14 protein-coding genes are annotated in these 18,220 nt (G+C 73.0%); 4 read left to right on the forward strand and 10 right to left on the reverse strand.

What is annotated here, in order from left to right:
* From ACQKQD_RS09810 to ACQKQD_RS09850, 9 genes are read right to left on the reverse strand one after another with little or no spacing between them, the layout of a single operon-like run.
* On the reverse strand, positions 1 to 660 hold the full coding sequence (locus ACQKQD_RS09810; protein ID WP_427508213.1) for a cytochrome c oxidase subunit 3: 660 nt from the start codon (positions 658 to 660) through the stop codon (positions 1 to 3).
* Positions 657 to 2,333 carry a cytochrome c oxidase subunit I gene (locus tag ACQKQD_RS09815; RefSeq protein ID WP_056523416.1) on the reverse strand — a complete coding sequence of 559 codons (1,677 nt, stop codon included), beginning with the start codon at positions 2,331 to 2,333 and terminating at the stop codon, positions 657 to 659. Before ACQKQD_RS09815 ends, ACQKQD_RS09810 begins: the two co-directional genes overlap by 4 nt.
* Entirely contained in the window at positions 2,330 to 3,319 is a 990-nt protein-coding gene (gene coxB / locus ACQKQD_RS09820; RefSeq protein WP_020092378.1) for a cytochrome c oxidase subunit II, read from the reverse strand. The genes ACQKQD_RS09815 and coxB overlap by 4 nt, the downstream gene beginning before the upstream one ends.
* Positions 3,316 to 3,804: a hypothetical protein gene (locus ACQKQD_RS09825; RefSeq protein ID WP_427508214.1), complete on the reverse strand. Its 489-nt coding sequence runs from the start codon at positions 3,802 to 3,804 to the stop codon at positions 3,316 to 3,318. The genes coxB and ACQKQD_RS09825 overlap by 4 nt, the downstream gene beginning before the upstream one ends.
* The gene (locus ACQKQD_RS09830; RefSeq protein ID WP_091927237.1) at positions 3,801 to 4,862 is read right to left on the reverse strand and encodes a hypothetical protein; all 1,062 of its coding nucleotides are present in this window, start codon (positions 4,860 to 4,862) and stop codon (positions 3,801 to 3,803) included. Before ACQKQD_RS09830 ends, ACQKQD_RS09825 begins: the two co-directional genes overlap by 4 nt.
* Positions 4,859 to 5,425: a c-type cytochrome gene (locus ACQKQD_RS09835; RefSeq protein ID WP_427508215.1), complete on the reverse strand. Its 567-nt coding sequence runs from the start codon at positions 5,423 to 5,425 to the stop codon at positions 4,859 to 4,861. Before ACQKQD_RS09835 ends, ACQKQD_RS09830 begins: the two co-directional genes overlap by 4 nt.
* Complete coding sequence (locus tag ACQKQD_RS09840) at positions 5,422 to 7,419, reverse strand: quinol:electron acceptor oxidoreductase subunit ActD (RefSeq protein WP_427508216.1); 1,998 nt, start codon at positions 7,417 to 7,419, stop codon at positions 5,422 to 5,424. The genes ACQKQD_RS09835 and ACQKQD_RS09840 overlap by 4 nt, the downstream gene beginning before the upstream one ends.
* A gap of 2 nt (positions 7,420 to 7,421) precedes the next feature.
* On the reverse strand, positions 7,422 to 10,394 hold the full coding sequence (locus tag ACQKQD_RS09845) for a TAT-variant-translocated molybdopterin oxidoreductase (RefSeq protein ID WP_427508217.1): 2,973 nt from the start codon (positions 10,392 to 10,394) through the stop codon (positions 7,422 to 7,424).
* A complete protein-coding gene (locus tag ACQKQD_RS09850; RefSeq protein WP_020092384.1) occupies positions 10,391 to 11,050 on the reverse strand; it encodes a cytochrome c3 family protein in 660 nt (219 codons plus the stop codon). The genes ACQKQD_RS09845 and ACQKQD_RS09850 overlap by 4 nt, the downstream gene beginning before the upstream one ends.
* A gap of 353 nt (positions 11,051 to 11,403) precedes the next feature.
* Between ACQKQD_RS09850 and ACQKQD_RS09855 the strand changes: the two genes are divergently transcribed.
* From ACQKQD_RS09855 to ACQKQD_RS09865, 3 genes are all read left to right on the forward strand, one after another.
* Complete coding sequence (locus ACQKQD_RS09855) at positions 11,404 to 13,989, forward strand: ABC transporter ATP-binding protein (protein ID WP_427508218.1); 2,586 nt, start codon at positions 11,404 to 11,406, stop codon at positions 13,987 to 13,989.
* Between the two features lie 170 nt (positions 13,990 to 14,159).
* Positions 14,160 to 15,353, forward strand: a complete 1,194-nt coding sequence (locus ACQKQD_RS09860) for a L,D-transpeptidase family protein (protein ID WP_020092386.1) — start codon at positions 14,160 to 14,162, stop codon at positions 15,351 to 15,353.
* 205 nt (positions 15,354 to 15,558) lie between these two features.
* Positions 15,559 to 16,500: an MBL fold metallo-hydrolase gene (locus tag ACQKQD_RS09865; protein ID WP_020092387.1), complete on the forward strand. Its 942-nt coding sequence runs from the start codon at positions 15,559 to 15,561 to the stop codon at positions 16,498 to 16,500.
* A 9-nt stretch (positions 16,501 to 16,509) separates the two neighbouring features.
* On the opposite strand, the gene ACQKQD_RS09870 is transcribed toward ACQKQD_RS09865, so the two are convergent.
* Positions 16,510 to 16,692, reverse strand: a complete 183-nt coding sequence (locus tag ACQKQD_RS09870) for a hypothetical protein (RefSeq protein WP_020092388.1) — start codon at positions 16,690 to 16,692, stop codon at positions 16,510 to 16,512.
* Positions 16,693 to 16,963: 271 nt separating this feature from the next.
* Here ACQKQD_RS09870 and ACQKQD_RS09875 point away from each other — a divergent pair, with 271 nt between their 5' ends.
* Complete coding sequence (locus ACQKQD_RS09875; RefSeq protein ID WP_427508219.1) at positions 16,964 to 18,202, forward strand: complex I NDUFA9 subunit family protein; 1,239 nt, start codon at positions 16,964 to 16,966, stop codon at positions 18,200 to 18,202.
* Positions 18,203 to 18,220 lie beyond the last annotated feature (18 nt).

Genomic DNA, 18,220 nt, shown 5'->3' on the forward strand with positions numbered 1-18,220 from the left:
CTACCGGTTCACCACGTAGAGGATCGGGAAGGCGAGGATCCAGACCAGATCGATGAAGTGCCAGTACAGGCCGTAGACCTCGATCCAGTTCTGGTGCCGGGCGAGGAACCCGGCTCTGGCGGCCATCCACGTCATGCCGAGCAGGAGCGTGATGCCGGTGAACAGGTGCAGCGCGTGGAGCAGCGTCGCGACGTAGTAGAGGTTCACGAACAGCCGCGCCGCCGGCGTCTCGGCGAGGGCGAAGGGCCTGTCGCTGAGGAACGGCATCATGTGCTCGGCCCAGTCGGCGTAGTACTCGTAGCCCTTGAGCACGAGGAACAGGCCGCCCAAAGCCGCGGTCGCCAGCATCGCCCGGACCATGGCGCGCTGCCAGCCCATGCGCGAGAACTCGATCGCCATCGACATGGTCAGGCTGGAGCAGATCAGCACCACGGTGTTGATGGCCCCGATCCAGAACTTCAGGTGCTTGGCCGCCGCGACCGTCGCCTCGGGGTGCTGGATCCGGGTGATCAGCGCCACCAGGAACAGGGCCGCGAACAGCAGCAACTCGGTGATCAGCCACGCCCAGATGCCGAGCGTCGCCGCTTCGCGCTGCTGCGCCACGCTCTCGAAATGGTGGGCGCGGGCGACCCCGACGCCGTCGGCGAGGGGCTCGCTCATCCGTGCTGGTCCCGGGCTTCCTGGGCCTGGATCGGGTAGTCGTAGGGGATGCGCGGCACCTCCGGCGGGGACAGGAAATTGTGCGTCGGCGGCGGGGACGACGTCTCCCACTCGAGCCCCTTCGCGTTCCACGGGTTGGCGGGCGCCTTCCGCCCGAACCAGAGGGAGTAGACGAGGTAGAGCATCGGGAAGAGGTAGCCCGCCGCCAGGATCGTGGCGCCGGCCGAGGACAGGACGTTCAGGAGCTGGAACTCGGCCGGGTAGGTCGCGTAGCGCCGCGGCATCCCCAGATAGCCGAGGATGAACTGCGGGAAGAAGGTCACGTTGAAGCCGAGGAAGATCAGCAGCGCCGAGACCCTCCCCCAGGGCTCGCTGTACATCCGGCCGGTGAATTTCGGCCACCAGAAGTGCAGGCCGCCGAGGAAGGCCAGCACCGTGCCGCCGACCATGATGTAGTGGAAGTGCGCGACCACGAAGTAGGTCGCGTGGATGTGCTGGTTGATGGCGAGCGTCGCGAGGTAGAGGCCGGTGAGCCCGCCGAGCACGAACAGGCCGATATAGCCCATCGCGTAGAGCATCGGCGTGTCGAGCCGGAGCGCCCCCTTATGGATCGTGGCCGTCCAGTTGTAGACCTTCACGGCCGAGGGCACCGCCACCGCGAAGGACAGGGCGGAGAACACCAGCGAGGCCAGGTCGCTCTGGCCGTTGACGAACATGTGGTGGCCCCACACGAAGAAGGTCACCGAGGCCAGCCCGATCGAGGCGTAGGCGACGAAGCGGTAGCCGAACAGCTTCTTCTGCGCGAAGGCCGGGACGATCTCGGAGATCACCCCCATGCCGGGCAGGACCATGATGTAGACGGCCGGGTGCGAGTAGAACCAGAACAGGTGCTGGAACAGCACCGGGTCGCCGCCGTAGGCCGGGTCGAACACGCCGATATGGAAGGCACGCTCCGCGATCAGCAGGATCAGCGCGGTGGTGATGACGGGGGTGGCCAGCAGGAAGATCAGGCTCGTGGCGTAGTGCGACCAGACGAAGATCGGCAGCTTGAACCACGTCATGCCGGGCGCCCGCATGGTGTGGATCGTGACCACGAAATTGAGCCCGGTCAGGATCGACGAGAAGCCCACGATCGTGACGCCGATCAGCGCCGGCAGCACCCAGGTGTTCGAGAAGGCGGTGGAGAGCGGCGCGTAGAAGGTCCAGCCGGTGTCGACCCCGCCGAGCACCACCGAGACCAGGGTGAACAGGGCGCCGGCCATGAACACGTACCAGCTCGTCAGGTTGAGCTTCGGGAAGGCGAGGTCCTTGGCCCCGATCATCAGCGGGATCAGGAAGTTGCCGAAGGTCGCGGGGATCGACGGGATCAGGAAGAACCAGACCATCACCACCCCGTGGATGGTGAAGGCCTTGTTGTAGGTGTCGTTGGTCATGATCGCGCCGTTCGGCACGACGAGCGCGAGGCGCACCACGCCGGCCGCCAGGGCCCCGATCACGAAGAAGCCGGTGATCGAGGCGAGGTAGAGGATCGCGATGCGCTTGTGATCGGTGGTGAGGAACCACGAGCGCAGGGTCGATTCCGCGTGCAGGTAGTCGGATTTTCGCCCGATCGTGGATTCCGGGGCGTGGGGTTCCCGGCGGGCGGTGCCGCCGACGCTGCCCGATGCGCTCATCGTGTCGCTCCCGGCAGCGTCGCGTCCGCGGCCTTGCCGGAGGCCGGACCGGCGTAGGATTTCAGGAAATCGATCAGCGTGCCGAGCTCGTCCGCCGGGATCCGGCCGGCGAAGCTCGGCATCACCTGCTTGCCACCGCCGGCGAGCCGGTCACCGTTCGGGTTCAGGATCTTCTCGCGCAGCCACGCGTCGTCGGCGGTGACGGTGCGCCCGTCCGCGAGCTTGACTTGGCTGCCGTAGAGGCCCGCGAGGCTCGGCGCCTTCACGGACGAACCGGGGTCGTGGCAGCCGGCGCAGCCATAGGCCTCGTAGAGCGCCCGGCCCGCCGCGACCTTGCCCTGCTGCGCGCCGGCGTGGGTCAGCCAGTCCTGGTAGTCGCCGGGATTCATGAAGGTGACCTCGCCGCCCATCACGGAATGGTCGGTGCCGCAATATTCCGAGCAGTAGAGATGGTAGGTGCCGGTCTTCTCGGCCTTGAACCACAGGTCGGTGTAGCGGTCGGGCAGGGCCGCCACCTGCATCCGCACGGCCGGCAGGTAGAGGGCGTGGATCACGTCCTGGCTGATGATGTGCAGCCGGATCGGCTGGCCGATCGGCAGGTGCAGGTTGTTGATCTCGGACTGGCCCGTCGGGTGCTGGAACTTCCACATCCACTGCCGGCCGATCACCTCGACCACCATGGCGTCGGGGGGCGGGTTCTTCGACTCGACGAACAGCCGGGCGCCCCAGACGAAGAAGATCAGCGTCAGCAGGAACGGGATCAGCATCCAGCTGATCTCGATGAGGTTCGACCGGATGCCCGAGGGGCTCCGGTCCGCCTCGGAGCCCTCGCGATAGCGCAGGGCGAAGTAGGTGATCGCCACGAAGACCGGCACGGTCAGCAGCAGCGTCAGCACCGTGAAGGCCAGGATCAGCCAATCGGTCTCGATCGCCGTGGCGGAGACCGCGGCGGGCCAGAGCTGGAGGGAATCGTGGCTCGGCGTCATCGCGCAGCGGGCTCCGCCGGTTCGAGGGAGCGGCCGACGGTCAGGTCCATGGCGCGCCCGATCGGGATGCGGGCGCGGGTGTGGGCCTCGTCCCTGTAGCCGTAGCCGGAGAGGCGCGCCGCGGCCTCGGCCCGCTCGCGGTCGAGGTCGGCGTAGGGGTCGGCCTGCAGGTTCGGCGGCGGCGGCGCCAGCCGCGTCGTCTGCTGCGGCGTCAGGGCGGGCAGCGCCCGGCGCTGGCTCGCCGCGAAGGTGCCCATCAGCCAGACCATCGCGCCGACGACCGCCAGCGCCGCGAGCGCGAGGCCCGCCATCACCAGCACGGTGTTGCGGACGTTGACGTCGCGCGTCTCGTGCCCGGGATCGTCGGGATGGCGCTGCGTGTTGGCCGCCGGGCGCGGCGGCCGCCCGTTCAGGAGGCCGCTGCCGCGCAGGGCCAGCCCCGCGAGGATCGCCGGGATCAGGCCGGTGGGTCCGTCCGCGCTCATGCCGGCCTCCCGGCGCGGCGGGCGGTCGCGGCCGCGCGGTCTGCGCGCGGACGCATCAGCGGGCGCAAAGCGGCCGCGAGGCAGGCCACGGCGCCGGCGGCCAGCACGTCGCTCGGCCGGAGGACGAAGCGGTCGCGCACCGCCGGGGTGACCAGCCAGAACATCTCCAGGGCGTGGACGGCGAGGGCCGCGCCGGCCAGGATCCGGGTGGTCGGGCGCCCGGGACGCAGGGTCGCGAGCCCGGCGAGCACGACGACCGCGCCGGCCACGATCGCCAGCGCCCGCCCGACCCAGCCGCCGCGGGCGAGGTACCAAGCCACCTCGGGCGGCAGGTTGGCCGACCAGACGATCAGGAACTGCACGAAGTGCATGTAGGCCCAGAGGCCAAGGAGCACGACGAGGGGGACGAGCCGGCCCCGGCCAGGGGCCGTGCGGCCGCGACCCACGGGCTCCGGCTCCTCCCAGGCCAGCAGGATCGCCGCCGCGAAGGCGAGGCCGCTCCACGCCGTCATCACCAGGAGACCCAGGAGGGTGGAGTCGAGCCGCGGATCCAGGGAGGCGACGACGTCGGTGACGAACAGCGTGCCAATGACCGCGTGCAGGCCCACCGCCGGCACGGTCCGCCCCTCGCCGGGCGCGTCGAACGGCCTGGCGAAGCGCAGCGCCAGCCAGGTCCAGGCCGCGAGGTAGGCGATCACCCGGACCGCGAAGAACGGCACCGTGAACCACAGGGCGGCCAGCGGCGTGCGCGCCGGGGCGCTCACCCACGGATAGAGCAGCGGCGCGGCGGCCAGCAGCGGCAGCGCCAGCACGGCCGCGACCGGCATCAGAGCCGTCAGCCGGCGCAGGCCCGCCAGCATCTCGATGCCGCCGCGCTCGCGGACCCGCTTGCCGAAGCGCTCGGCCACGATGACCACCGGCAGGGCGCCGACCGGCAGGGCGAGGAGGACCAGCCACGCCGCGAGATACGAGGCCGCGGCTCCGCGCCAGCCGCCCGCGATCAGGCAGACGGCCAGGAGGACGAGGCCGGCGAGGCCGAGCAGGGCGGGGCGCCTCACCGCGTCGCCTCCAGCCGCGCGCGATCCGCCTCGGGCAGGCGCGCCACCGGGGCGTCCTGGCTGAGCTGGAGGGCGCGGACGTAGGCGACGATCGCCCAGCGGTCGGCGGAGGGGATCATCTGGGCCATGCCGAACATCGCCTTCCGGCCGTTCGAGATGGCATCGTAGAGGTCGGACGCGGAGGCCGCGCGCACCGGCCCGGCGGTGAGGTCGCCGGCGGACGGGAAGCCCCGGGCCACGATCATCCCGGCGCCGCGGCCGTCCTGCCCGTGGCAGGGGGTGCAGAACACCCCGTAGCGCTCGCGGCCCTGGTCGAGCAGCGCCCGGCTGATCGCCTGCGGCTGCGGCGCCGCGCGGGCCGGATCGCTCCGCGGCACGGTGCCGGCCACCGGCTGGCGCATCGTGATCTCGCGGGGGAAGAACGGGTTCTTGTCCCAGGTCTTGGCCCGGGCCTGATCGGCCATGTCGGCCTCGCCGCAGGCGGCGAGCGGCGCGAGGGCCAGGCAGGCGAGGAGGGCGCGTGGCCCGGCGCGGCGGGCGGTGCGGCGGACGGCGCGCCTCATCGCGGGATCCGCCGGATCTCGAGGGGGCGCCCGGCCTCGGCCGGCAGGGAGGCGAGCCGCCGCTCGATCCGCGCCGCGTCGAACCGGTCGCCCCGCGCCTCGGCGGAGAGGAAGAACCGGTCCTCCGAGGCGCGCAGGAAGCCCGGGATGTTGAAGGCCGGGTGGTTCAGGCGCGGCAGGCGGTTGAGCACGAGGAGCGCGAGGTGGATCGCCACGCAACCGGCCATCATCGCGAAGGAGACGCTCGGGACCACGAAGGACGGCCAGGACAGGCGCGGGCGGCCGCCGATCAGGAACACGTAGTCGTAGGCCGTGGCGTAGATGCACAGTGCGAAGAAGCCGAAGCCGCCGAGCAGGGCGCCCGCCAGGGCGTAGGGCAGGATCGAGCGCCCCTCCAGGCCCAGGGGCCGCAGGGTGCGGGGCATCGGCACCGGTCCGTGCCCGTCGAGATGGACGTGGTCCGGGCCGATCCCGGAGACCGCCTGGAGGGCGGCGGCGAGGTCGCCCTGGCTCGCGAAGGTCGCGGACACGCCCCACAGGGGCGCGGTGACCGGGTTCTCCTCGGGGCGACCCGTGGCCCCGGACGCGGCCGCGCGGGCGGCCTCCTGCGCGGCCGGCGACGCCGTCAGGGCGAGGCGGCGGCTCTCGACGATCGAGACGGCCGGCAGGTAGCGCAGGAACAGGAGCAGCAGGGTCAGGAACAGCCCGATCGAGCCCGCGAAGGTGGCGATGCCCCAGATGTCGGTCGTGTAGGGCAGCCTCGAGGAGGGCAGGAAGTCCTGCGTCAGCGTGACGACCAGGACCATGACGTGGTCGGCGTAGGCACCGATCGCCACGAGCAGCCCCACCGCCGCGATCGCCGGCGGCGCCGTGCGGGCGCGGGCCGACCACAGGATCTGCGCGGGCAGGACGAGGCACAGGACCGCCGTCCAGGACACCAGGGCGTGGTCGCCGGTCATGCGCCGGACCAGGACGCCGCGCCCCTCGGCGTCGCCGTTGAGGAAGGTGTCGAAGTACTCGGCCGCGTAGCAGTAGGCGCTGGCGCAGCCGAGGCAGAGCAGCAGCCGCCCGAGGACGTCGAGATGGCGGTCCGTCACCAGGGCGTCGAGGCCGTAGACGAGGCGGATCAGCATCACGGTCACCGCCGTGACGCCGACGCCCGAATAGACCGCGTTGACCAGGAAGCTCACCGGCAGCAGCGTGCTGTGCCAGCCGGGCATCAGCGAGCCCGCCAGCATGACCGAGGCCCCGGTCTGGACCGAGACCACCAGCAGCACGCCGAGGAGCGCCACCGTCCGGTAGGCCTGGACCCAGATCTGCCAGTGGGCCGCCGAGCCGCGCCAGCCCGAGGCGAGGATGCCGTAGACCTGCGCGCGCAGGAGGGCGAGCTTGCGGGTCGGCGCCTTCGCGTCGAACTGGCGGAGCGCCTCGACGTGGGCCCGGTCGCGCAGCGTCGCGAGGTCCGGCAGCAGGCCGATGAACCAGAGGCTGACGCAGATCACCAGGAACGACACGATGTCGATCGCGTCCCACAGGAGCGGCGAGCGGAACTGCGGCCAGAGATCGTAGGTGTTGGGGTAGGGCAGGTTCCAGAAGAAGAACCAGGGCCGCCCGAGATGGATGATCGGGTAGAGGCCGGCGGCCGCGGTGGCGAGCAGCGCCAGGGTCTCGGCGACGCGGTTCACCGCTCCGCGCCACTCCGCGCCGAGCAGGAGCAGGATCGCCGAGACCAGCAGGCTGCCGGAGGCGACGCCGATCCACCAGTCGTAGCTCGCGATGTCCAGCGCCCAGACGACGGCGTTGTTGTTCGCCCAGATGCCGGGGCCGGCGTAGAGCAGGTAGCCGAGGGTGAGGACGAACAGGCCGAGGAGCGAGGCCGCCCCCGCGAAGGCGATCCACCAGCGGCGGTTACCGGGATGCGTCAGCGGGATCTCCACGACCGCGCCGCCGATGTCCTCGAGGGTCGCGTCGGGCCGGATCAGGGCGCCGGACATGCTCAGCCCTCCCGTCCGTTGGGATCGGCGGCCGGGGCGAGCCCGGCGAGGTAGGTGGTGCGCGGCCGCGTGTTGAGATGCCCGAGGAGCGCGTATTCCCGCGGGTCCCGGCGGGCGGCCGAGACCTGGCTCCCCGGGTCGGCGACGTTGCCGAAGGTGATCGCCCGGGTCGGGCAGGCGCCCTGGCAGGCGGTCTCGACGCTCCCGTCGGGGATCGGCGCGTGGGCGTCCTTGGCCGAGGTGATCCGCGCCGCCGTGATCCGCTGGATGCAGTAGGTGCACTTCTCCATCACGCCGCGGGACCGGACCGTGACCTCGGGGTTGCGCTGCTGCTGCTCCACCGGGGTCGTGCCGCCGGTATAGTCGCGGTAGTTGAAGCGCCGGACCTTGTAGGGGCAGTAGCTCTGGCAGGTCCGGGTGCCGACGCAGCGGTTGTAGACCTGCAGGTTCAGGCCCTCGCTGTCGTGGAGCGTCGCCTCGACGGGGCAGCCGAGCTCGCAGGGCGCCTGCTCGCAATGCATGCAGGGTACCGGCTGGAAATGCGTGGTCGGGGCGTCGAGGCCGCCCGCGTAGTAGCGGTCGACCCGCAGCCAGCCCATCCAGCGGCCGAGCGCGACCTCCTCGCGCCCGACCACGGGGATGTTGTTCTCCGCCTGGCAGGCGGTGACGCAGGCGTTGCAGCCGATGCAGGCGTCGAGGTCGATGGCCATGCCCCACTGCGCGGCGACCCAGCGGTCCTGGCTCTCAGGGGGCGGGTAGAACGAGGCGGGGGTCGGCGCACCCTTCGGGTCGCCCGCGGGCGCGGCGCCGAGCGCCTGGACGCGCACGAGGTCCTGCCCCTCCATCGTGCCGAGGTGCTGGGTGGTCACCGGCTTGCGCACGCGGCCGGTCTTCGTCAGCCGGGCGCCGACGAGGCGCCAGGCCGAACCGGCCGGGCGCAGGGGCGCGGAATCGTAGCCGAGGCCGCGGGCGAGGTGGTCCGGCACGTCGCGGCCGTAGCCCAGGGTGAGGGTGACGGTGTCGTCGGCCTGGCCGGGCAGGATCCAGGCCGGCCCCTCGACCGCGCGGCCGCCGGCCTCGACCCGCAGGATGTCGCCCGTCGCGATCCCCGCGCGCTCGGCGAGGCGCGGGCTCACCGCGACCACGTTCTCCCAGACCACCTTGGTCAGGGGCTTCGGGAGTTCCTGCAGCCACGCGAGGTCGGCGTGGGTGCCGTCCCAGATCGTCGGATCGGGCCGGAACAGCACCTCGACCTCGCCGGCGGACGCGGGAGATGGAGCGACCGCGGGGGCCGCCGCCTGCGTCAGCGCGACGGTCTCGGCCGGGCGCGCGCTGCCCGCCCAGAAGCCGAGGCGCAGGGCCTCGGTGAAGCGGGCCTCGAAGGCCGCGTCGTCCTCGCCGGCGCTGCGCCCGCCCGCCTTGAGGAGGTCGAGGGCGTCCTGGCCGCTCTCCCCGCCCTCGCCGCCGGCCAGGAAGGCCAGCATCTCCGAGGGCGTCCGACCGTTGTAGAGGGGCGCGACGGTCGGCTGGATCAGCCCCACGGTCCCGTCGAGGGACCGGATGTCGCCCCAGGATTCCAGCGGGTGGGCGGCGGGCAGGTGCCAGTCGGCGTGCGCGCCGGTCTCGTCGTAGTAGAGTCCCGCGTGGATCTTGAGCGGGACGCGCGCCATCCGGGCGGCAAAGTCGAGGGCGCCCGGCGCCTCGTAGACCGGGTTGGCGCCGAGCACGACGAGCGCCTTGACGGCACCCTGATCCATGGCCTCCGCGAGCTCTGCCAGGGTCCCGGCGCCCGTCTCCTCCGCGGGCGCCCTGTGGACCAGGGTCGCCCCGGTGTTGCCGAGGGCGCCGTTGAGGCGGTGGACCAGCGCGTGCAGTTCCGGGCTCGCGGTCAGGCCGGCGGTGACGATGCCGCTTCCCCGGGCCTCGATGAGCGCCGTGCCGGCGCCCCGCGTCCAGCGCGCGACGGGGTCGTCGCCCATCGGCGCCGCGCCGCCCGCGGCCAGGGCGAGGAGGTCCCGGGCGAGGTCCTCCAGCCGGCCGGCCGGGACCGCGAGACCGTAATCCGCCTTGGCGCTGGTCAGCGTCGGCGTCGGCGCCGCCGCGTGGAGGGTGAGGAGGCGCCCCTCCGCGTAGGCCACGCGCCGCGCTTCGCTCCATCGCCGCGCCAGGCCGACCTGGCCGGGCCCGAGGTCCAGGAAATCGCCGTCCAGCGCCACGATGGTGCGGGCGCGGCCGAAATCCGGGATGGTCTCCAGCGGCCGGCCGTAGGCCTGGCGGGCGCCCTCGTAGATCCCGCCGCGGCCGGCCCCGGCGCCGGTGTACCAGCGCAGAGCCGGGTAGGCGGCCCGCAGCCGCGCGATCTGGGCCGCCACGCCGGGTGACGTCACCGGGCCGGTGAGCAGGGCGAGACCCTCGCCCCGGCTCTCGCGCCAGCCCGGCATCCGCGCCTGGAGATCCGCCCGGAACGCCGGCCAGGAGCTCGGCCGCCCGAGATGCTGCACCGCCTGGGAGCGGAACGGGTCGTAGAGCCCGAGGACCGAGGCCTGGGCCAGCACGTCGGTGCCGCCGCGGCTCCAGGGATGCTCGGGGTTGCCCTCGATCTTCAGGGGGCGGCCGTTGCGGGTGGTGACCAGGACGCCGTTGCCGAAGCCGTCGAACACCGCCGAGGAGGCGTAGGACAGGTCCGTGCCGGGCACGATCCGCTCGGGCTGGTTGACGTAGGGCACCTCGTAGTCGCGGCCGCTGCCCCCGCCGCAGGCCGTGAGGCCGCCCAGCGCGAAGGAGGCGGCCATGAGCTTCAGGAAGCCGCGCCGCTCCGGGGCGGCGGCGAGCCGGGACGCCGACGGGAACTCGGCCGCCAGGTAGGCGCGGAACTCGGGGCTGTCGGCCACGGCGTCGAGGCTGCGCCAGAAGCGCGGTCCGTCGCCGCCGGCGAGTTTTTCGCGCAGGGCCGCGATGTCGGGGGCGCCGGTCATCGGTGGCAGATCCCGCATTCGGTCAGCCGCTCCCCGCCGCGGATATGGTACTGGGCCACGAGCTTCGGGCCCAGACTCGCCTGATCGGCCGGCGGCTTCCAGGTCATGTTCCAGACCTGATCCGGCGTGCGGACGTACTTCTCCGGGGCCCGGTGGCAATCGAGGCAGAACTGCATCTCGAAAGCGTTGGCCCGGTAGGTCATCTGCATCGACGTGACGTCGCCGTGGCAGGTCGAGCAGCCGATCCCCTTCGTCACGTGGACGGAGTGGTTGTAGTAGACGTATTGCGGCAGCTTGTTCAGCCGCTTCCATTCCAGCGGCTTGTCCTGCGCGTAGCTGTCGCGCACCGGCTTGAGCATCTCGGAGCCGGTCCAGATCTGCGAGTGGCAGGTCATGCAGGTGTGCGTCGGCGGGATGCCGGCGGTGGCCTCCCGGTCGACCGTGGTGTGGCAGTAGCGGCACTGGATGCCGAGCTCGCCGGAATGGTGCTTGTGGCTGAACGGCAGCGGCTGGGCCGGCGCGATCCCGACGCCCGTGACGTAGTTCGAGCGCACGATCCCGGCCGCCAGGACCGGGACGCCCACCAGGCAGGCCACGCCGGTCATCAGCGCGAGGCGGTAGAGCGCGTCGGCGCCGGGGGTGAACAGCTGCGCCATCAGGCCGTCCCGGACGTCGAGCCAGCCGGGCCGTGCCCTTCGGTCTGCTCAGCCCCTCGCCGCACGCGTCACCCCATCCTCTGGTCCCGCCCGAGATCGGCTGCGCCGGCACGCCCACGCGACGCGGCCCGGGCGGACGCGGCGACCGGGCCTCGCGGCAGCCTCCAGGGTCGCACCGCGCACGGAATCCAACCTAGAGCGCTTCCATTCCAGGGCTAGAACTTGGATCAGTCCGGCCGACATGTCGCACGGGGCCGGGCCGCGCCGGCCGCCCTTTCCGCCGCGGCCCCGAAGGCCTATGCCGCGGACGGCGGCGGACCGCGGCGGACCCGCCCGATGCTGTCCGGAGACGCATGGAATCCGATCCTCTCCTCCTGACGTGGCGCGCCGCGCGGCCGCAGCACACCGTCGCGGCGGCCCTCGCGGTCGGGGTCGGCGCGCCGCTCTGCGCGCTCGCGCTCCTGTGCCTGCGCGACCTGATCGCGGTCCTGCCGCGCGACGAGGCGCCGGTCCTCCCGTTCCTGCGCGTGGCGGCGGAGCTCCCTGGCCGGGAACTGGTGCTCGTCCCCGGCATCCCGATGCGCCCCGCCGAACTCGAACTCACGGCCTTCCTGTGCATCGCGGTCTGCGCGCTGGCGCTGGCGGGGGTCGGCTGGTTCGTCGCGCGCCTGTGCTTCAAGGCGCAGAACAAGGCCGGGGACGCCGTCCGCGAGGGCGTGCTGCAGGCGATCCTCGACGCGCCCGCGGGCGCGCGGGACGAGGCGCGCGGCCTCACCCGGATCGTCGGCGAGGTGCTGGCCCGGGCCGACCGCCTGCTGGCCGCCGGCATCGTCCTGCCGGCGATGACCCTCGCGGCCCTGATCCTGGCCCTCGGCTTCGCGGCGCTCGCCGCGCCCAGGCTGGTCCCCGCGGCGGTGATCGGCCTCGCGGCGATCGGCCTCGCCTACGGGCTGGTGCTCGAGCGCGCGCGCGACCGGCACGATCTGCGCCTGCGCTCGAGCGCGCGCGCCGAGGAGAGCCTGAACGACCTCGTCCGGCGGCTGCCCGCCGTGCGCAACCACGGCGCGGCGGCCATCGAGCGCCGCCGGATCGCCGCCCGCGTCGCCGCGATGCGGGCCAATGTCGGGCGGGCCGAGGCGCGGCTGGCCTATGCCCGGGCGCCGGCCCTGGCCCTGGCGGTGATCCTTCCGGCGATCGCCGCCGGCACCGCGCTGTGGCGCTCGGGACCGGGCCAGCCGCCCGCGGCCCCGGTGGATCCGGCCGCCCTCGTGGCGGCCGTGGGCGCCTTCGGCCTCGCCGGCTGGCTCGCGGCGATCTGCGCGCGGCTCTGGATGGTCCGCAGGTCCGTGCGCCCGCGCCTGCGCGACCTCGCCCGCACCATCGCGGCCCTCGAGGGGCGGCGGGCCCGGGCCGCCCGCAGCGGCGCCGCCGTCCTGCCGCTGCCCCGGTCCGGGATCCTGGCCACCGAGGGCGTCGGCGCCTTCGATCCGGCCACGGGCGAGCGCCTGACCGGCGTCGACGTGGCCGTGTCGATGCCGGGGCACGTGGCGATCACGGGCAGCCGCGGCAGCGGCGCCCGCGCGCTGGCGGCGGTGCTGGCCGGCCAGGTCGAGCCGACGGCCGGCGCCGTCACCTACGCGGGCACGGACCTGCGCGACTTCGACCCCGCCGAGCGCGCCCGGCGGATCGCCTTCACGTCCGGCGAGGCGATCCTGATGGAGGGCTCCCTCCGGCAGAACCTGCTCTACGGCACCGATCCGGCGACCGCGCCCGACGACATCGCGCTGATCGGTATCAGCCGGCTCACCGGACTCGACGGCTTCGTGTACGCCCGCGGGCTGACCGGGCGGCTCGACCCGGCCGCCCAGCCGCGGCTCGCCGCCGCGATCGTCGCCGCGCGCCGCACCATGCGGGTGGCGCTGGCCGCCAAGGGCGCCGAGCGCCTAGTCGAGCCCTTCGACCCCGACCGCTACAACAATCAGGCGAGCATCGGCGAGAACATCCTGTTCGGCGAGCCGGTGGGCGGCACCTTCGCGCCCCTGCGCTTCGCCCGCCACCCCTACCTGCGGGCGGTCCTGGAGGCCGAGGGGCTGGTCCGGCCGCTCACCGAGATCGGCCTGTCGGTGGCCCGCAGCACGGTGGAGATCTTCGCCGACCTGCCCAATGACCATCCCCTGTTCGACGCCTACTCGCTGTTCCAGGCGGCCGAGCGGGGCTATTTCGAGGATCTCGTGGCGCGCCTGCCAGGCGCGGCGAGCCTGCGGCGGGGACCGGCGGGCCAGCGCGACCGCGCGCGGCTGATCGGCCTCGCGCTGCGCTACAACGAGTCCCGCCACCGCTTCGGCCTGATCGACGGCCCGTTCGAGGAGCGCCTCGTGCAGGCGCGCCGGTCCTTCGCCCGGATGCTGCCGGCCCACCTCGCCGGCGCGGTGGTCTTCCACGATCCCTCGCGGGTCAATCCGGCCGCGAGCCTGGAGGAGAACCTGCTGTTCGGCCGGATCAGCCTCGGCGAGGCCAATGCCGAGCCGCGGGTGCGCGAACTGGTGCGGCGGGTGCTGGCGGACGAGGGCCTCGAGGCCTCGGTCTACGGCCTCGGCCTCGACAGCAAGGTCGAGATCCAGCCCAGCACCGGGGCGCTGGCGGACGGCGCGATCAACGCCCGCGAGCGGGTGGCGATCGAGCTGAGCCGGTGCCTCGCCCGCGACCCCGACATCCTCGTGGTGGCGGTCGCGATGGACGAGCGGAAGGCCGAGGGCGCGCGCGAGCGTCTCGCCCAGCTGCGGCAGGCGCGGACCGGGCGCGGCCTCATCGTCTTCCTGTCCGAGACGGGCCTCGCCGAGTGCGCCGCGCCGTTCGACGCGGTGATCGCCGTGGAGAACAGCGCGGTCGTCGCGCCCGTGCCGGCGGATGTCGAGCGGGAGCCGGAACCCGCGGCCTGAGGGGAACCGGCGGCGGTGCCCGTCCGTGGGGGAGGCGGCGCCTCCGCGGAGCGACGGGCGGGGCGGCGGGCGGACCGGACGCGCAGCCTCACGGCCGCCGCAATACTCCGTCAGGTCGCGAGGCCGCGCCCGTCCGGCAGCCATCCCGGCCGATCCAGCGCGGACGGTTCATGCCCCTGTCGACCTCGCTTCCCCTCGCCGCCGGCCTCGTTCTGCTGGCCCTCGCAGGCCCGGCCGCCGCGCAGGCGGGCAAGGCCGAGGCGCCGATTCCGGCCGCGACCCTCGCGCTGATGGCGCAGAAGGGCGTGACGGCCGCCTCGCCGGTCCTGTTCCGGGCCTACAAGAAGGAATCGGAGATCGAGGTCTGGAAGAAGGGCGCCGCGGGCTACGTCTACATCAAGACCTTCCCGATCTGCCGCTGGTCCGGCCAGCTCGGGCCCAAGCGCAAGACCGGCGACCGTCAGACCCCGGAGGGGTTCTACGCCGTGCCCCGGCGCCAGATGAACCCGAACTCGCACTACTATCTGTCCTTCGACGTCGGCTATCCCAACGCCTACGACCGGGCCCATGGCGGCACCGGCTCCGCCGTGATGGTGCACGGGATCTGCTCGTCCATGGGCTGCTTCGCCATGACCAACGGCACGGTCGGCGAGATCTACGCCATCGCCCGGGACGCGCTGAACGGCGGGCAGGCGGCCTTCCAGTTCCAGTCCTACCCGTTCCGGATGACGGCCGAGAACATGGCCCGCCACCGGACCGATCCCAACATCGCCTTCTGGCGGGAGCTCAAGGCCGGCTCCGACCGGTTCGAGGCCAGCCGGGAGGAGCTGCAGGTCTCGGTCGTCGCGGGCCGGTACGCCTTCGCGCCCGCCCGGGATCCCGCCGTCGAGGCGGCCGTCACCACCCGCCGGGCGGTCGAGGAGGCGCGGATGGCCGCGCTCGCCGAGGCGGGCGAGCCCGCCGTGCGCACCACCTATTCCGACGGCGGGCAGAACGCCTTCTGGGCGGCCTACACGGCCCGGGGCGGCGCGGTGGGGGACATCAGCCGGCCGGAGGCCCTGGCCTTCGCCGGGCAGGAGGTGGTGGTCGTGCCGGGCCATCGCGTCCATCGCCCGGTGCCCGAGACGGTCTGGGCCGGCTGGGCCGCGCCCGGATCGGGCCTGTCGCCGCGGCAGATGGCGGGCTTCGTGCCGGTCTACGAGCGGGCGCCCGACCCGTTCGGGGCCCTGGTCGCGCCGCTCCCGACGCGGTACAGCGACGCACTCCCGTCCTGGCTGGCCGCGGGACTCGCCGGATCGGCGACCGGCCGCCCGATTCTGGCCGGGTCGCCGGCCGGTCTCCTGGCCGCCGCGGAGCCTCTCTGAGCATGCGAAGGCCCTTCGCGGCGGCCCGTGCGTGTGCGCGGACGCACATCACGACCGCGTGCGGCACACCAATTCATGATACGGCAGGGGATGAGCGGTACACCTGCTCCGTCGGCCTGCCGTATTCAGAGCTACCTTCCCGGAACGGCGACGGGGTTTCGATCATAAGTGATCGGGACCGACTGTCCGCGGATTCGTGATCGCCATGTCGAACAGTTCCGAGCCGACCATCCTGGCGGCCGACCAGGACCTCGCACTGCGCTTCTGGGGCGTCCGCGGCTCGACGCCCGTCAGCGGCCCGCAATACGCCGAGTTCGGCGGCAGCACGCCCTGCATCGAGGTGCGGTGCGGCCAGCGCATGTTCATCGTCGACGCGGGCTCGGGCATCTACAACCTCGGGCAGGGTCACCGGACCGATCTGCCCCAGGAAGTCGACCTGCTGTTCAGCCACCTGCATCTCGACCACACCGCGGGTCTGCCCTTCTTCAAGCCGGCGGTCCTCGATCCCGACCGGGTGATCAACACCTATTGCGGCAACCTCGGCGGCGAATCGGCCGGGCCGACCCTCGACCGCCTGTTCGCGCCGCCGCTCTTCCCGGTTACGCTCGACAAGCTGTGCTGCACCTTCCACCACCACGGCTTCGAGGCGGGTCAGACCCTGGCCTTCCCGGACGGCACGCGCGTCGCCACGATCCTGCTGAATCATCCGCAGGGATCGGTCGGCTATCGGTTCGAGCACGGCGGCCGACGCCTGTGCCTGATCAGCGACATCGAGCACAGCGACCCGTGGCCGGATCCGGAGCTCGCCGCCTTCGTCGCCGACGCCGACCTGATGGTCTACGACGGCATGTTCACCGACGGGGAATATCCGACCTGCCGGGGCTGGGGGCACTCGACCTGGCAGAAGGGCGTGGAGCTCGCCCGGAACGCCGGCGTGAAGGCGCTCGGGATCATCCACCTGCACCCGGCCCATTCCGACACGGCGCTGCGCGACATGGAGGCCGACCTCCAGGCCGAGATGCCGACGGCGTTCATCGCGCGCGAGCGCCAGAGCCTCATCGTCGGCGCCCCGCGGGCGGTGAGCGGCCGGCCGAGCGCGCGCCCGGCCGTGGCGCGGGAGATGCGCCGCCGAATCAAGGTCGCCTGAGGCCGGGCGTCAGACGGAGCGCCGCCGGCGCGTCCGGCTGTACCGGGCCCAGGTGAACAGCACGAACAGCGCGACGCCGATGATCAGGATGCTCCAGCCGTAGTTGCTGACGAGCTGCGCGTCGATCGGGTGGCCGACGTACCCGAGCGCCACCAGCAGACCGAGCACCGCGATCGCCGCGGAAACGAGCATCCCTACAATCATCGAAGTCCCCGGCGCGTCCCATCCGCGCGATTCGGCAGGGCCGTATGGTGGGGAAGAATGCACGGCGGCGGCACCCGTTCCAGCCCCGTGATCAGCCTCCCGCGAGCCGGCGCGCGGTCCCTCGGCCGCGATCATCCGCCCCGCGCTGTTCACCGGAATGGCGCGGCGGCGCATTCGGCGGCTCCCATCGCGCCGAAGTTAGGCTAAGTAGGCCGCCTGACGGCGCCCCGAGGCGCGCGAGGAGCTCGAGACCACGGCGATGAGCGGCCAAGACAACACGACGGCGTCCGGGACGGCGCACACCAGCGAGCAGACGCATTCCGCCGCCGCGCCGGGCCCCCTGCGCCCGCAGGACCAGCTCGTGACCATCTACGGCGGCTCCGGCTTCCTGGGCCGGCACGTGGTGCGGGCGCTGGCCAAGCGCGGCTACCGGATCCGCGTCGCGGTGCGCCGGCCGGACCTCGCGCTGTTCCTGCAGCCGCTCGGGAAGGTCAACCAGATCGTCGCCGTCCAGGCGAACCTGCGCTACCCGGACTCGGTGGCCCGGGCCGCCGAGCGGTCGGACGTGCTGATCAACCTCGTCGGCATCCTGCAGGAGACCGGCTCCCAGAGCTTCGCGCGGCTGCAGGTCGACGGGGCCGAGGCGATCGCCCGCGCCGCGGCGCGCCAGGGCGCCCGGATGATCCAGGTCTCGGCGATCGGCGCCGATCCGGCCTCGCCGTCGCTCTACGCGCGCACCAAGGCGGAGGGCGAGGCGCGGGTCTTCGCCGCCTGCCCGGACGCGGTCGTGTTCCGGCCCTCGCTGATCTTCGGGCCGGGTGACAGCTTCTTCAACCGCTTCGCCGGCCTCGCCCGGGCGCTCCCGGTCCTGCCGCTGGCCGGCGGCCAGTCCCGCTTCCAGCCGGCCTTCGTGGGCGACGTCGCCGAGGCGATCGCCCGCGCGGTCGACGGCACGCTGGCGCCCGGCAAGGTCTACGAGCTCGGCGGCCCGGAGGTGGGCACGCTGGAGCATTTCGTGCGCTACATGCTGAAGACGATCCGGCGGAAGCGGGTCGTCGTGGACCTGCCCGTGCCGGCGGCCAAGCTCCAGGCCCGCATGCTGGAGATCGCCGACACGCTGACCTTCGGCCTGCTGCCGGATTCGCTGAAGCTGACCCGCGATCAGGTCACGCTGCTCCAGAACGACAACGTCGTCTCGGAGGCCGCCAAGGCCGAGGGCCGGACCTTCGAGGGGATCGGGATCACGCCGACCGCCGCGGAGGCGGTGGTGCCGGGCTATCTCTGGACCTTCCGCAAGGCGGGCCAGTTCGCCACCGATCGCGACGAGGAAGTCCTGTCCGAGGTGCCCGACACGCTGGCGTCGCAGCCCCTGGCGGCCGGCTCGCAGCACCGGCCGAAGACCGCCTCCGGCCCGGCGATCGGCGCCGATGCCGGCAGCTCGCCGGGGGCCGGGCAGGGCAGCATGGGCGTGCGCTGGGGAACCCGGAACCCGGGCTAGGTGACGCTCCCCGCCCGG

The sequence above is a fragment of the Methylobacterium sp. NPDC080182 genome, assembly GCF_050281105.1.
Classification (GTDB): domain Bacteria; phylum Pseudomonadota; class Alphaproteobacteria; order Rhizobiales; family Beijerinckiaceae; genus Methylobacterium.